We start from the raw sequence: 12,852 nt of genomic DNA on the forward strand, positions 1-12,852 counted from the left end.
CATGGTGGATCGCCTCACGCCGGAGGCGCGGTCGCGCCTCATGGCGGCGGTAAAGGGAAAGAACACCACGCCGGAGCTCAAGGTGCGGAAGCTCGCTCATAGCCTGGGATTCCGCTTCAGACTCCATCGCCGCGACCTACCGGGAATGCCCGATCTCGTTTTTCCTACGAGGCGTAAGGTCGTCTTCGTGCATGGCTGCTTCTGGCACCGCCATCCTGGTTGCAGGAAGGCTTCGACGCCCGGCACGCATAGCGACTTCTGGGAAGCGAAGTTCTCGCGCAACGTTGAACGCGACGCCCGCAACGAGCGCCTGCTGCGCGACGCCGGTTGGGACGTGCTTGTGATCTGGGAGTGCGAGACGCGGGACGGCGCCGCGGTCGCCGAGCGGCTCACCGCCTTCCTCGGACCACCCGGCGGAGCCAAGCCAGCCGCGCCGAATTGATGGCGTGCCAGAAGCGTCGCTGTTAGCCTCACGCCATGCCCGACACTCCCACCATCGGCGAGCTGTACAAGCTCAAGCACGTCACGGACGAGCAGCTCGACGCGGCCGTCCGCGACTACCTGAACGACCCGACGCCCGGCATGCGGCTGATCACGGAGGGTGTCGCTCTCGACCTCACCGCGGTCGTGCTGGGCCACCCCTATGTCCGCGAAGTGCTCGCACGGGAGAATGCGCCCGAGGCGCAGCGGCGCAATGCGGAGCGAACCGCGATCCTGCTGGCGCGGGCCAGCTGAGGTACGATGGGGCGATCCAAGCGCAAGGGGCCGCCCCATGCCGATCTACCTCGACGACGAATGGCACGCCTTTCTGAGCGACGAAACTCGTGTGAAGCGCGTCTATCGGGACGAAGTCCTAATCGGCCGGGTGCGGCGGTGGCAGGTGAGTGAGCCGGGCGAACTGACCCGAGAGTGGTACACGGCCGAACGATGTGAAGGCAGCCTGCTCGTGCAGATCGAGGGCAAGCAGCCCGACTTCGAGGAGGCCTTGCAGCGGGTCGTTTTCTACGGCGTCGCTCATTGATGAGCCGCCGCAGCCCGCGCCGCGCCTACGACGAGAACGGCCGGGAGATCCTGCCACCGACGATCGACATGCTCCGGGCAGAGGCCGACCGAACCGCGGTGATCTCCTGCCACGGGTGGAGCAGTTCGCTGCCAGCGCACCACAAGGTGGTCGGGCGGGACGCGCCGTGGTCGGATGAGGAGCGCTGAGACGAGGAAGCCCGCCACTACGGGACTGGGAGGGCTGAAGGTAAGCTCAAGACTGTGTGCTGGGCGCCGGGCTCTTCAGCTTGAGGGCGAGGGCGGTGAGGATCTTGGGCCGGCTCCGGAGCGGAGCGGCAAGCTGGGCGGGTATGCCTAACGGCTGGTGAACGCGGGCCCGTTCGCGTTTGCGACAAGCCCCGCCCAAGCCGGCGTTCGCGCATGCGTTTGCATTCGCGCAAATCGCATGTTGACAGGGGGGCGGGCTGAAGGAGGATCAGATCGCTACATCGATCTTCCGGTGCCTTGCATCGGGACCTTGGACCCGCCCTCACCGGCGGGTTCTTGCGTTTCAGGCTCTACTCGTCCTCCGATCTCCTGGGCGCCGGAGATGCGGCTCCGCTGGCCATGGCGGACCGCCGCAGCGAGTCTGGCAACACGGCCCAGCCCACGCTGGTGCTCGATCCGTTAGCAAAGCCTTAACCATCACCCGCTCACGGTCATGCTCGACGTCACCGCTGACGTCCGGGCGGCCATCTGGATGGGCGTCGGGCATGACGTCATAGGCGATGAAACCCGCTGGGTGACCTACGACGAGTTGGCCGCGGCACTCGGGATCGCGCCGGACAGCGCCCGCCCCTCGTGGCTCGCCGACGGTGGCCCAGGAAGCCGGGGAACGACGGCCGCACCCTCATCGCCGTCCCCGTCGAGCGGCTGACACCCGACAAGGCCGCCGTCGTCCATCAGGACGTCCAGCCCGACGACACCCCCGACGTCCTCCCCGTTGTCGGGGTGCTCACGCGGCACATCGAGCGCCTGGAAGGACAGCTTGAGGCCGCGCTGAACCGAGCTGCCGATCGCGACACCGTTGCCGTCGAAGGGGACGTGTTCAAGGTCCAGCTCGATGCCCTCCAGGCAGCCCTCGACATGGCCAAGAGAGACCGCGACCGCTGGCATGCAGCCGCGACACGCCCGCCCGAGCCGCCTCCGCATCGCCCCTGGCGGCGACGCTTGGCAGGTTGATGGCCGGCTGGCGACCAAAGACAACCCTTGCGGATGATGCCGGTCGGGCTCCACGGGACATCCGCATGGGCATATCCTTTGACAAAGGACATGACAGCGGGCTAGGCGATGCGCCCTAAGCGAGACCGGCGTCGATCTGCTCGATCATCTCCATGGCCTGCCGGTGGTGCTCGCGGAAGGTGGCGAGCGTCCCCTTCATCATGGTGAGAGACGTTCGGCTTCCTGCGTCTCGTGACCACCTGCGCGCAGCCGCTCTACGACAAGCAGCTGCTGGGTGATAATGCGAATAGCGGGAGCGACCCATGCTACCGGAAAGCCGGGATCCGACCCACTGCCCACAAGGGCGCTGCTCAGTCTGCCGCGTGCGCAGCGTCAGCGTCTGCGCCGCCCTCGACCGCTCCGAACTCGACCGCCTCGAAGCCCTCGCCGAGAACGCGGTTTTCGCCGGCAAGACGACGATGCTGATGCAGGGCGATCCAGCGGACGCCGTCTACACCATCACCGAGGGCACGGCCCGGCTCTACCGGCTGCTGCCAGACGGGCGGTGCCAGATCGTCCGCTTCCTGCTGCCCGGTGACTTTATCGGACTGTCGCTCTCGGAGCACTACGCCTTCTCGGCGGACGCGGTCGAGCCGGTGGCGGCCTGCCGCTTCGGGCGCTCCGCCTTCTCGGGGCTCGTTGACCGGATGCCTCACCTGCTGCGGCGCCTGCACGAGGCCGCGACGCACGAACTCACCCTAGCGCAGGATCACATGGTGCTCCTCGGTCGCCGCACCGCCGAGGAAAAGGTCGCGGCCTTCCTGCTCGGCCTGCGCAAGCGCCTCGGACACCTCGGACGCAGCACCGTGATGCTGCACCTGCCGATGACGCGCCAGGACATCGCCGACTATCTCGGCCTCACGCTGGAGACGGTGAGCCGCACCTTCTCAAAGCTCGCCGGCGACAAGGTGATTCTCGTTGTGCGGAATGGCATCCAGGTGCTGAACCCGAGGCGCTTGGAGGATCTCGCGGCGGCATGAGCCTCACCGCTCCAGGCTGGCGAGGTAGCGGATCAGGGCTTGTAGCAAACTCGAGACCGGGTCGCAGAAGGGGCTACCCGTCCCCGCTTTCACGCTTTGTTCGCGACGGGGGGCCCCGAAGCAGGAGGCGAGGAGCAGTTCTGCTCGCGCACGGTCCGTGGGCCGGCGAACCCATAGCCCTTACGAAGCCACCGTGCGGGAGAAGTTTCTCCGCAGTGCGAGCCTACCGGCGCGGCCGGCATGAGGTATGCTGGGTCGATGCGACCGTGAGGCTTGCCGATGCCGATCTATTTCGACGACGTGTGGCTCCCCGCCGTCGATGGCCACACCCGCGTGAAGCAGGTCTACCGCGGCCGAGAGGACGTGATCGGCCGCGTGCGGCGCTGGCAAGCGGCCGAGCTGGGCGAACCGATGCGGGAGTGGTTCACCGCCGAGCGCTGGGCGAAGGGCCTCTACGTGCCCATTGAGGGAACGCACCCCGACTTCGAGGAGGCTCTCCAACGCATCATCTTCTACGGCGTCGCTCATTGATGGGCCGCCGCAGCCCGCGCCGCACCTACGACGAGGAGGGGCGGATCTCGGGTCTGGGAGCCGCCATCGCTGTCACGACCGGCACCTCGGCGAGCCGCGTCGTATAGCGCGGCGTGCGCAGCTCGAACTTGGTCGCCCACCTCCGCTTCGCCTCCAGGCCCGCCCGCGCCGGCACCACGGTGCCGCGCCCGAAACGCCGGTTGCAGGCATCCATCGCCGCCATCAACGCGCCGCCGCGCTCCCGGTCCAGTGAGCCAAATAGCGCCCGCGGGCTCTCGGCCAGCCGCACGAGGTCGGTCGTGATCCTCCGCCTGCGCAGCCACTCGCCGACGCTGGCCTCCATGCAGAGGCGCTTGACCGAGGGCCTGACGAAGCGGGAGATCATCCGCGGTCTGAAGCGGTTCGTCGCGCGCGAGGTCTACACCCACCTCTGTGGCCATCTCCGGCCTGCCGCAGCCGTTACAAATCCCACCTGACGATTAGAGGAGCATCAACGCACTGGCCGAGACGATCAACGGCCTGTTCAAGGCCGAGGTCATCCATCGTCGAGGCCCGTGGCGGAGCTTCGAAGCGGTCGAGTCTGCCACTCTGGAATGGGTCGCCTGGTTCACCACCCGCCGGCTGCTCGCACCGATCGGCCGCGTGCCTTCCGCTGTGGCAGAAGCGCGCTACGATGCCCAGGCCGAGGTACCAGCCTTGGCCGCTTGACCCAAACCAAACAGCCTCCGGGAAACCTGGGGCGGTTCACCGGCGGCAGGTCGATCTGCTCGTGCGCGCGGATCACCTCAGCCGGCAGATCGGGGTTGTCGGACAGAGCCAGGGTGTGGCCCTCGTGCCCGGGCTTGGCCCCGCCCGGCTTGGCCTGAGTGCGCGGTCACGCTCTGCTGTGCCGGCGTGGAGCAGCGTGCCGAGGGACTCTTCCGTGGCGGGATTGAGAATAACTTCGCTCCCGCCTCGATTTCTTCGATCCATTCGCCGCCGATGAGGAGAGCCAGTTTCGTGTACATGTTTCATTCCTTGGACAGTGGAAGGTGCACTCAGACGCCAGTCAGTCGGAAGCCCGCTGGGAGCGGGTCCTCCGGGTCGAGGTTAGAACGCATGGGGACCCCTCCCCTCAGGCCTTGGCCCACCGGGCGAGGCCGGCATCGGCAATGATCTTGGCGATGGCGGCCTTTTGTTCGTCTGCCAGCGGCAGCAGCGGCAGGCGCGGGCCGCCGGCGTCGCGCCCAAGCTGGCTCATGGTCTCCTTGATGGCCGCGTAATAGGACCCGGACTGGAAGCAGCGATACAAGGCGCAGACATCGCGACCGAGGTCCTCCAGGGCCTTGTCCCCGCTGAGCGCCTTGTCCCAGTAGGCGCGGATCAAGGGGCCGGCGATCTGGTGCGCCATGGCGATGACCCCATGGGCGCCCACGGCCCGGGCGGGAACGATCATGGTCTCGTAGCCGACGAAGACGCGGAGGTTGTCACCCACGCGCTGCACGAGCTCGCTCACCTGGGTGATGTCGCCGGAGCTGTCCTTGATGGCAACCACGGTCCGCAGCGCGGAGAGCTGCTCCACCAGCGCCGGGGTGAGCTCGATTTTCGCCCGGCGCGGGCTGTTGTAGAGCATCAGCGGCAGCGGGGTGTTGCGCGAGATGTGCGCGAAGAAGGCCACGACCTCACGCGGGCTCGGCATGGCGTAGATCGGCGGCAGGATCAGGCCGCCCGCGCAGCCCGCCGCGACCGCGGACTGGCACGCTTCCAGGACATCCTCTACCCGGAGGTCGGCGACACCGGCCAGCACGGGCACGCGGCGCGCCGCGTGGTCAACGGTCAGCTTGAACAGGCGCGCGCGTTCGGCCTTGGTGAGGGCATAGAACTCGCCGGTGCTGCCGGCGGCCACCACGCCCTGCGCGCCATTGGCGATCGCGTCGTCGATGAGCGCCTTGTACCGGATCTCGTTGATGGAGCCATCGGCTCCGAAGGGGGTGACGAGAACCGGGAAGATGCCGCCCCAGTCTGAATAGGCCATGGGTTACCGTCCTTGTGTGGCAGATGTGGTCGAGGGTGCGCCCGCCGCGGCCGCGAGGGGACCGAGACGGCGGGCCTGTTCCGTGGAGCGGCCGACGAAGGCCGCGAGCCGCGGGTTGGCGCCCGACAGGGGGTGTGCCGCTTTGGGGTTACGGTGCCTTCGCGGAAAGATCGAGTTGCGCTGTCCGGAGTGCCGCCTCGATATCGGAACGCACGAGCGGCACCTTTGGAGCCAGCTGCTCATTGTTCTGGTCGATTAACCGGCGGAACTCTTCGCCGTACATGTTCACGTAGTTGAGCTTCCCGGCTAGGGCTGCCGCCATCACTGGATTTGCCGTCAGGTCCACTACCGTGCGCGGCTCCAGCCGCAGAAGCGCATTCTGAAGATCGGCTTTGTCTTGATCGGTGAGATTGGAGGTTGCGATCACGACGAGCGACTGTGGTTCGCGTGCGTGCCCAAATTCTTTCTGGTGTATGACCTCGACTTTTTTGTCAGTCTCGCGGTGGAGACGTTTGCGAGCGCTCTTCGGGTCCCGCGTCACGATTGTCGTGGAACGGAAATGCTCTTCCACACCGCTCTCGATCAGGTCGTAACTCAGGTTGCTTGATCCAAGCAGGTAAAGGTGGTCGGGAAGCTCGCCATTCTGACATCGATCAGCCATGATGTATCGGACGAACTGATCGTAGATGGGCGGTGCGTTGAACTGATATATCTTGCGTGCGGTCAGACCAAAATCAATCCCCTGCCGTGCGATCCGGGCGATCGGAAGGTTTGGGTCAAGACGTTTGTAAGCGCCCTCGAGCTGCTGGATGATGTTCCTCTCGCCGAGGATCCGGGAACGAACGCCGGATGCAATCTCAGCGATTCGCTGCATAATGGCGGCCGCACCTTCAATGGGCCTGAAGTCAAAGCCGGCGAATACCTCGCTCGGGATGTTTACGAGTGCGTTCTCCTCACTGTAGAACTCAACTCTCGAGCATGTCGGGAGCGTGAAAACTCCGATTGCCGCGAGGTTGTCAGCCATTGGCTTGATCTTATCAGAATGTCGCGCAATTGCTGAAGGCGCGTTCATCTGGTGATCAACGCAACGGCCGCGAAACTCGATTTGGCGCAGACCAGTCATGGTCAAACCCCGCTTGGTTGATGGCGACATCGCTCCCGATGTCACCGCCGTCGGCGACATCCGCCGCTGCCGGATCTCTGCGCAAGCGAGGTGCCAAATGCTTCTGGAGCAGTTTTGCTATTGAGATCAGTCCGTTAGTGGAACCGCCGGTGATTGGCGGAAACTTCACTCAGCTGTCGGGAATCTGACAATGTCCGACAGCAGCGGGGCAGGAGGGCGGTGACCTCGACTTTCGCGTGAGGTCATTGGCGTGCGGCTGCGGCAACGGCCGAGCGGAGGGGCGGGCAGAGGGCTCAGCCGAGCTTGTCGTCGCGATGGGGTATGGCGAGGGCCGCGCCCGCACGGCCGAGGCGAAACCTCACCAGCAAGGGCCGCGCCAGCTGCGACGCAGCGCGCCGTGTCGGGTGAAGCCCCCGGCAGGTCGCTCGGCCTGCACGGCCTCGATCACGACCTTCACGTCGGCCGGAGCGGCCCCTCAAGGCGCGGAGGTCACGAGGATGTCCGCGCCCGCCGCGTAGAGGCCGCGGAACGCGCCGGTGTTCATGGGGCGTTAGCCATACCGACCGAGCTTGCCGCCTCCGTCTTGGAGCCGGCCCATGATCCTGAATGCCCTCGCCCTCAAGCTGAAGAGACAGGCCCGCGGCGCCTTCAAGGGCCGGCACGTCGAGGCCACCCTGATCGTGCAGGCGGTCTCCTGGTCCCTGCGCGACGCCCTCAGCGACCGCGATCTCGAGGAGATGCCTCCTGGAGAGGGGCCTGACCGTCGACCACTCCACCCTCAACCGGGTGGGTCCTCGCCTACGCGCCGGCGATCGAGCGCCGTCTACGCCGGTTCCGCAAGCCGCACTGCGGCTCCGGGCGCGTGGATGAAACTAGATCCGGGTCCGGGGTCAGTGGCGCTCCCTGGACCGGGCCATCGACATGCCCGGCGAGGCGGTCGACGTCCTGCTCACCGCCCATCGCGACCTGGATGCGGCCAAGCGCTTCTTTCGCAAGATGCTCGCGGCCGAGCCGCTGCTCGCGCCCGACCGCATCGGCACGGACGGAGCTGGTTCCGACCCGCCGGGCATCGCTGAGAGCCGCAAGGAGGGCCTGCTGCCCCGGGCACCGATCCACCACGTCACCAAGCCCCTGCAGCAGGGGATCGAGAGCGACCACTTCCGGGTGAAGAGGCCGATGCCGCGGGTCGGCGGGTTCCAGTCGTTCACCGCGGCACGGCGCACGATCCAGGGCTTTGAGGCCATGCTGTGGTGGCGCAAGGGCTTCGGGTTCTCAGGCGCGTGGACCGTGCGGGAGCAGAACCAGCTGCTGGCCTCCTGCTTCGGGCTTCCCGTTGCGAACACAGCGTGAAAGCGGGACGGCAGAGCCCCCTCTGCGTTCCGGTCCCGAGTTTGCGACAAGCCCTGTCGGACATTGTCAGATTCCCGACAGCTGAGTGAAGTTCCCGCCAATCACCCGCGGTTCCATTAACGGACTGAGCTCAATAGCAACAGGTATTCAGAAGGATAAAGGTATTCAGAAGCATTCGGCACATCGCTTGCGGAAAGACCCGGCAGCGGCGGATGGCGCCGCGTCGGAGTGTTTTACGATGCCTACCGTGATGGTAACCGACGCGAGTTTCAAGCAGGACGTCCTGGAGGCTTCCGAGCCCGTCGTCGTCGTTTTCTGGGCCGAGGGGTGCGTCTCTTGTCAGGCGATCAGCCCGGCGCTGGAAGAGATCTCGAGCGAGATGCAGGGCCGCGTCAAGATCGCCAAGCTCAACGTGGACGAGAATCCGGGCATTGTCTCGGAGTACGGGATCGCCGGGGTTCCGACCCTGATGATCTTCAAGGACGGCAAGCTCGTGAGCCAGAAGTTCGGGGCCTTGTCGAAGGGCGCCCTGTTGCGCTGGATCCAGTCCGCGAGCGCCTGACCGGGCGCTTCGTCCGAGCAGGGTGGTCATGGTCGGTCGATCTCCGGGGTGAGGCTTGCAACGCCGTCGCCCTAGCGACCTGCTGATCGGCCATGCCCGCCCAGGGCGGCGCGCTGCCCTCCGCAGGGCTCCGCGCGCCGCCCCAGAACCGTCGAGCCATCGTCCCGATGGGCTACGGCATCCAGTTCGTCGACAGCACGCCGGTCAACGAGCAAGCCGAGGCCACAGCGGCAGCCTCTTGGGCCGAGCGCACCGAGCCGCGCCTCGACCGCTGGCATCCCGTCGACTGGGCCTGCGAGCAGAACACGGTCGAGCACCGCCTGACCAAGCCGCGCTGCCCAGGGAGGAACGGTCGAGTTGAGCGCATGAACCGCACCATCAGCTGCGCCACCCCCTGCAGCTGTTCGTGGACGTCGACAACAATGGCCGTCGGCTCAAGACGCTGCGCGGCCTCACACCCTAGGAGTTCATCTGCCAGGCTTGGACGACAGCGCCCGAACGCTTCAGGCTCGATCCGTCACACCACATGCCGGGACCGGACATCCCGACCCGTGAACGGCAGCGCGTTTGCGTTGGCGACAAGCCCATCCCGCGCCTCGCTGATGACGGGCGCGAACGGCGACGCGCTTTCCCCAATTACATGGCTGTCGGACATTGTCAGATTCCCGACAGCTGAGTGAAGTTCCCGCCAATCACCGGCGGTTCAATTAACGTACTGAGCTCAATAGCAACAGGTATTCAGAAGGATAAAGGTATTCAGAAGCATTTGGCACATCGGTTGCGCAGAGGTTCGGCAGCGGCGGAGGTCGCCGACGGCGGTGACATCGGGAGCGATGTCGCCACCAGGCCCGGGCGGCAGCCGGGGCGGAACACCGGAGCAGGCTGATGAAATCGTTGCAACGGCTCGAAATGCGCCAGGGCCAAGGCCTGGTGATGACGCCGCAGCTCCTGCAGGCGATCAAGCTCCTGCAGCTCTCCCATCTCGATCTCGCGGCCTATGTGGATGCGGAGCTGGAGCGCAATCCTCTCCTGGAGCGCGCGGAGGCCGAGAGCTTCGACGGCGAAGGCGGGTTCGACGGCGAGGCGGCCGAGCCCCGGCTCGCCCAGGATCTCGACCTGAGCCGCGGCGAGATCGAGAGCGACCTCGACACCTGTCTGGACAACGTCTTCCCCGACGACGGCCCGGCCGCCCGCGAGGCGCCGGGCGGCGACAGCCTCTCCCTCACCCCGGCGCCCTGGGGCAACACGGGCGGCAGCTTCGATGGCGAGGATGACGAGGCGCCGGATTTCGAGGCGACGCTCACCAGCGAATCCACCCTGCGCGAGCATCTCGCGCCCCAGCTCGACCTCGCGACCCGCGATCCCATGGAGCGCCTGATCGGCGGCTTCCTGATCGATGCCGTCGACGAGGCCGGCTACCTGCGCGAGGACCTCGCGGAACTCGCCGAGCAGCTCGGCGTCCGCACGGAGGTGGTCGCGCGCGTGCTGAGCCTGGTGCAGGGCTTCGACCCGTCCGGCGTCTGCGCCCGCGATCTCGCCGAGTGCCTCAGCATTCAGCTGAAGGAGCGCGATCGACTCGATCCCGCCATGCAGGCGCTGGTCTCCCGGCTCGACCTCGTGGCGAAGCGCGACCTCGCGGCCCTGCGCCGCCTCTGCGGGGTCGACGACGAGGATCTCGCCGAGATGCTGGCGGAGCTGCGCCAGCTCGATCCCGAGCCCGGCCGGGCCTTCGGCGCCGGTCCGGTCGAGGTGCTGGTGCCCGACGTCTTCGTGCGGCCGGCCCCGGACGGGTCCTGGCTCGTGGAGCTCAACAGCGAGGCGTTGCCGCGCGTCCTCGTCAACCAGAGCTACTATGCGACCGTCTCCCGCGGCGCGAAGAGCGACACCGACAAGGCCTTCCTGTCGGATTGCCTCCAGACCGCCACCTGGCTCACCCGCAGCCTGGAGCAGCGCGCCCGCACCATCCTGAAGGTGGCGAGCGAGATCGTGCGCCAGCAGGACGGGTTCTTCCGCAACGGCCTGGCGCATCTGCGCCCGCTCAACCTGAAGACGGTGGCCGACGCGATCGGCATGCACGAATCGACGGTCTCGCGCGCGACCTCGAACAAGTCGATCGGCACGAGCCGCGGCACCTTCGAGATGAAGTATTTTTTCCCTGAGGCGATTCCGGGCGCGGCGGGCGCGGCGGCCCATACCTCGGAGGCCGTGCGCCACCGCATCAAGCAGCTGATCGATGCGGAGGCGGACGACGTGCTGTCGGACGACGCGCTCATGCAGCGCCTGCGCGGCGAGGGCGTCGACATCGCCCGCCGCACGGTGGCGAAGTACCGCGAGTCGCTGCGCATCCCCTCCTCGATCGAGCGCCGCCGCGAGCGGGCGGCGAGGGCGGTGCGGTGAGGGTTGGCCGCAGCGTGGCAACCTCTACAGCGCCGCCGCCGTCGGGGGCTGCGTGCGGGCGCGCCGGGCCGCCTCGGCGGTGTCGAGCAGATGCGCGAGTTCCGTCGCCGCGGCCACCACGCGGGCGGCGACCCCCGGATCCGTCACCACCCCGTCCTGGATCTCCGCCTCGCCCGCATAGACCGCGGTCGGCGCCACATGGGCGGTGAAGAAGCCGAAGAGCGGGCGCAGCTGATGCTCCACCATCAGCGCGTGGCGGGCGCCGCCGCCCGTCGCGGCGATCGCCACCGGCTTGCCGGCCAGCGCCTCGGGCGCCAGGAAGTCGATGACGTGCTTGAACAGGCCCGAATAGGAGCCCTTGTAGACCGGCGAGCCGACGATCAGCCCGTCCGCCCCCTCGATGGCCGGGCCTGATGGGGTGGACGGCCCCTGCTCACGGCATCGCTGTGCCAGGATGAGGCCGCTGGTTCTCATCATCAGGAGCCGTCCATGGCACAGGTCAGCACCATCGGCCTCGATCTGGCGAAGACCGTCTTCCAGGTCCACGGCATCGACGCTCAAGGCGAGGTCATCGTGCGCCGACCTTTGCGTCGAGCCGAGGTCCTGCCTTTCTTTGCCAAGCTTTCACCTGGCCTGGTCGGCATGGAGGCTTGTGGACCGGCACACGACTGGGCTCGCCAACTGATTAAGCTCGGGCATATCGTGAGGCTCATGCCGCCAGCCTCCGTAAAGCCGTACGTCAAGCGTGGCAAATCCGATGCTGCCGATGCCGAGGCCATCACAGAAGCCGTGCGCCGCCCGACCATGCGCTGTGTCGCCGTCAAGACCGTCGATCAGCAGGCCGTGCTCATGCTGCACAAGGGGCGCGATCTGCTCGTCCGGCAGCGCACCCTGCTGATCAACGCCTTGCGGGGGCATCTGGCCGAGTTCGGGATCGTGGCGGCGCAGGGGCCCGCCGGCGTGAAGAGCGCCATCGCGCAGTTCAGGACCGATCAGGCCAGCCTGCCGGAGTTGGCCTGATCGGCGATCCGCCGCCTCATCGGCCAGAGCGAGGAGGTCGCCGAGCAGCTGAGAAGCGCCGAGACCGAGATCGTCGCCTGGTGCCGCAGCGACGCTGCGAGCCGCCGTCTGCTGACCATCCCCGGCATCGGCCCGATCACCGCCAGCGCGATCGCGGCGGCCGGGCCCGACCCCACCCTCTTCCGGTCCGGCCGGGAGTTCGCAGCCTGGCTCGGCCTCACGCCGCGAGCCCATCGCCGCGGCGGCAAGGATCGGCTCGGGGGCATCAGCAAGCAGGGCGACGGAACGATCCGCCGGCTGCTCGGGGCCACGGCCGTGATCCGAGTGGCGCGCCAAGACAACCCCGGGCGCGCCTGGGCCAAGCGGCTCTTGGAGCGCAAGCCCGCGCGGCTCGTGTCCGTCGCCTTGGCCAACAAGACCGCCCGGATTGCCTGGGCGGTGATGACGCGCGGCGACGTCTACAGAGCGCCCGCCGTCTGACGAGATCCCGCCTGCCGGCTCTCTCGCCGGCGACGGGGGGCAAGCTGCTGAGAGGGGATGACGAACCGGTCGAGCCGGGATTGAGGGGAGCCCGCTTTGCGACATGCGCGTCACAGCGCGCTGGCTTGAGGGG

The 12,852-nt window shown here is 67.3% G+C and carries 13 protein-coding genes and 5 pseudogenes; 12 read left to right on the top strand and 6 right to left on the bottom strand.

Annotated features, from left to right (window positions below):
• Nucleotide 1 precedes the first annotated feature (1 nt).
• From MNOD_RS18530 to MNOD_RS18545, 4 genes are read left to right on the top strand one after another with little or no spacing between them, the layout of a single operon-like run.
• The gene (locus tag MNOD_RS18530) at nucleotides 2–442 is read left to right on the top strand and encodes a very short patch repair endonuclease (RefSeq protein ID WP_015930471.1); all 441 of its coding nucleotides are present in this window, start codon (nucleotides 2–4) and stop codon (nucleotides 440–442) included.
• Between the two features lie 35 nt (nucleotides 443–477).
• Nucleotides 478–735, top strand: coding sequence for a hypothetical protein (locus MNOD_RS18535; RefSeq protein ID WP_015930472.1), 258 nt, complete (start codon nucleotides 478–480; stop codon nucleotides 733–735).
• A 37-nt stretch (nucleotides 736–772) separates the two neighbouring features.
• Nucleotides 773–1,021 (top strand): hypothetical protein, encoded by a 249-nt coding sequence (locus MNOD_RS18540; RefSeq protein ID WP_015930473.1) that lies wholly within the window; start codon nucleotides 773–775, stop codon nucleotides 1,019–1,021.
• Nucleotides 1,021–1,209 carry a hypothetical protein gene (locus tag MNOD_RS18545; protein WP_015930474.1) on the top strand — a complete coding sequence of 63 codons (189 nt, stop codon included), beginning with the start codon at nucleotides 1,021–1,023 and terminating at the stop codon, nucleotides 1,207–1,209. The genes MNOD_RS18540 and MNOD_RS18545 overlap by 1 nt, the downstream gene beginning before the upstream one ends.
• 579 nt (nucleotides 1,210–1,788) lie before the next feature.
• On the opposite strand, the gene MNOD_RS18550 is transcribed toward MNOD_RS18545, so the two are convergent.
• Nucleotides 1,789–2,157: a hypothetical protein gene (locus MNOD_RS18550; RefSeq protein WP_015930475.1), complete on the bottom strand. Its 369-nt coding sequence runs from the start codon at nucleotides 2,155–2,157 to the stop codon at nucleotides 1,789–1,791.
• 428 nt (nucleotides 2,158–2,585) lie between these two features.
• Between MNOD_RS18550 and MNOD_RS18555 the strand changes: the two genes are divergently transcribed.
• A complete protein-coding gene (locus MNOD_RS18555) occupies nucleotides 2,586–3,242 on the top strand; it encodes a Crp/Fnr family transcriptional regulator (protein ID WP_244424531.1) in 657 nt (218 codons plus the stop codon).
• An 89-nt stretch (nucleotides 3,243–3,331) separates the two neighbouring features.
• Here the strand turns inward: MNOD_RS18555 and MNOD_RS50680 are convergent.
• A pseudogene (locus tag MNOD_RS50680) lies at nucleotides 3,332–3,433 on the bottom strand (IS6 family transposase); the annotation flags it as partial.
• Nucleotides 3,434–3,521: 88 nt separating this feature from the next.
• On the opposite strand from MNOD_RS50680, the gene MNOD_RS18560 reads away from it, so the two are divergent.
• On the top strand, nucleotides 3,522–3,773 hold the full coding sequence (locus MNOD_RS18560; protein WP_015930477.1) for a hypothetical protein: 252 nt from the start codon (nucleotides 3,522–3,524) through the stop codon (nucleotides 3,771–3,773).
• Nucleotides 3,774–3,798: 25 nt separating this feature from the next.
• On the opposite strand, the gene MNOD_RS18565 is transcribed toward MNOD_RS18560, so the two are convergent.
• On the bottom strand, nucleotides 3,799–4,158 hold the full coding sequence (locus MNOD_RS18565; RefSeq protein ID WP_015930478.1) for a DUF4113 domain-containing protein: 360 nt from the start codon (nucleotides 4,156–4,158) through the stop codon (nucleotides 3,799–3,801).
• Nucleotides 4,159–4,265: 107 nt separating this feature from the next.
• Between MNOD_RS18565 and MNOD_RS43565 the strand changes: the two are divergent.
• Nucleotides 4,266–4,481: pseudogene (locus MNOD_RS43565) on the top strand (IS3 family transposase); the annotation flags it as partial.
• A 406-nt stretch (nucleotides 4,482–4,887) separates the two neighbouring features.
• On the opposite strand, the gene MNOD_RS18570 reads toward MNOD_RS43565, so the two are convergent.
• Both MNOD_RS18570 and MNOD_RS18575 read right to left on the bottom strand, forming a co-directional pair.
• A complete protein-coding gene (locus MNOD_RS18570; protein WP_015930479.1) occupies nucleotides 4,888–5,787 on the bottom strand; it encodes a dihydrodipicolinate synthase family protein in 900 nt (299 codons plus the stop codon).
• 148 nt (nucleotides 5,788–5,935) lie between these two features.
• A complete protein-coding gene (locus MNOD_RS18575; protein ID WP_341874465.1) occupies nucleotides 5,936–6,970 on the bottom strand; it encodes a hypothetical protein in 1,035 nt (344 codons plus the stop codon).
• Between the two features lie 536 nt (nucleotides 6,971–7,506).
• Here MNOD_RS18575 and MNOD_RS18580 point away from each other — a divergent pair.
• From MNOD_RS18580 to rpoN, 4 genes and pseudogenes are all read left to right on the top strand, one after another.
• Nucleotides 7,507–8,260 (top strand): annotated as a pseudogene (locus MNOD_RS18580) (IS6 family transposase).
• Between the two features lie 238 nt (nucleotides 8,261–8,498).
• Complete coding sequence (gene trxA / locus MNOD_RS18585; protein ID WP_015930481.1) at nucleotides 8,499–8,822, top strand: thioredoxin; 324 nt, start codon at nucleotides 8,499–8,501, stop codon at nucleotides 8,820–8,822.
• A 176-nt stretch (nucleotides 8,823–8,998) separates the two neighbouring features.
• Nucleotides 8,999–9,366: pseudogene (locus MNOD_RS43570) on the top strand (IS481 family transposase); the annotation flags it as partial.
• A gap of 341 nt (nucleotides 9,367–9,707) precedes the next feature.
• Complete coding sequence (gene rpoN, locus MNOD_RS18595) at nucleotides 9,708–11,219, top strand: RNA polymerase factor sigma-54 (RefSeq protein WP_015930482.1); 1,512 nt, start codon at nucleotides 9,708–9,710, stop codon at nucleotides 11,217–11,219.
• Between the two features lie 24 nt (nucleotides 11,220–11,243).
• Here the strand turns inward: rpoN and MNOD_RS18600 are convergent, their stop codons facing one another.
• Nucleotides 11,244–11,780: an NAD(P)H-dependent oxidoreductase gene (locus MNOD_RS18600; protein ID WP_425277480.1), complete on the bottom strand. Its 537-nt coding sequence runs from the start codon at nucleotides 11,778–11,780 to the stop codon at nucleotides 11,244–11,246.
• Between MNOD_RS18600 and MNOD_RS18605 the strand changes: the two are divergent.
• Nucleotides 11,709–12,719 (top strand): annotated as a pseudogene (locus MNOD_RS18605) (IS110 family RNA-guided transposase). The gene MNOD_RS18600 and the pseudogene MNOD_RS18605 sit on opposite strands and share 72 nt — an antisense overlap.
• Nucleotides 12,720–12,852 lie beyond the last annotated feature (133 nt).

Origin of the sequence: Methylobacterium nodulans ORS 2060, assembly GCF_000022085.1 — a bacterium.
GTDB lineage: Bacteria > Pseudomonadota > Alphaproteobacteria > Rhizobiales > Beijerinckiaceae > Methylobacterium > Methylobacterium nodulans.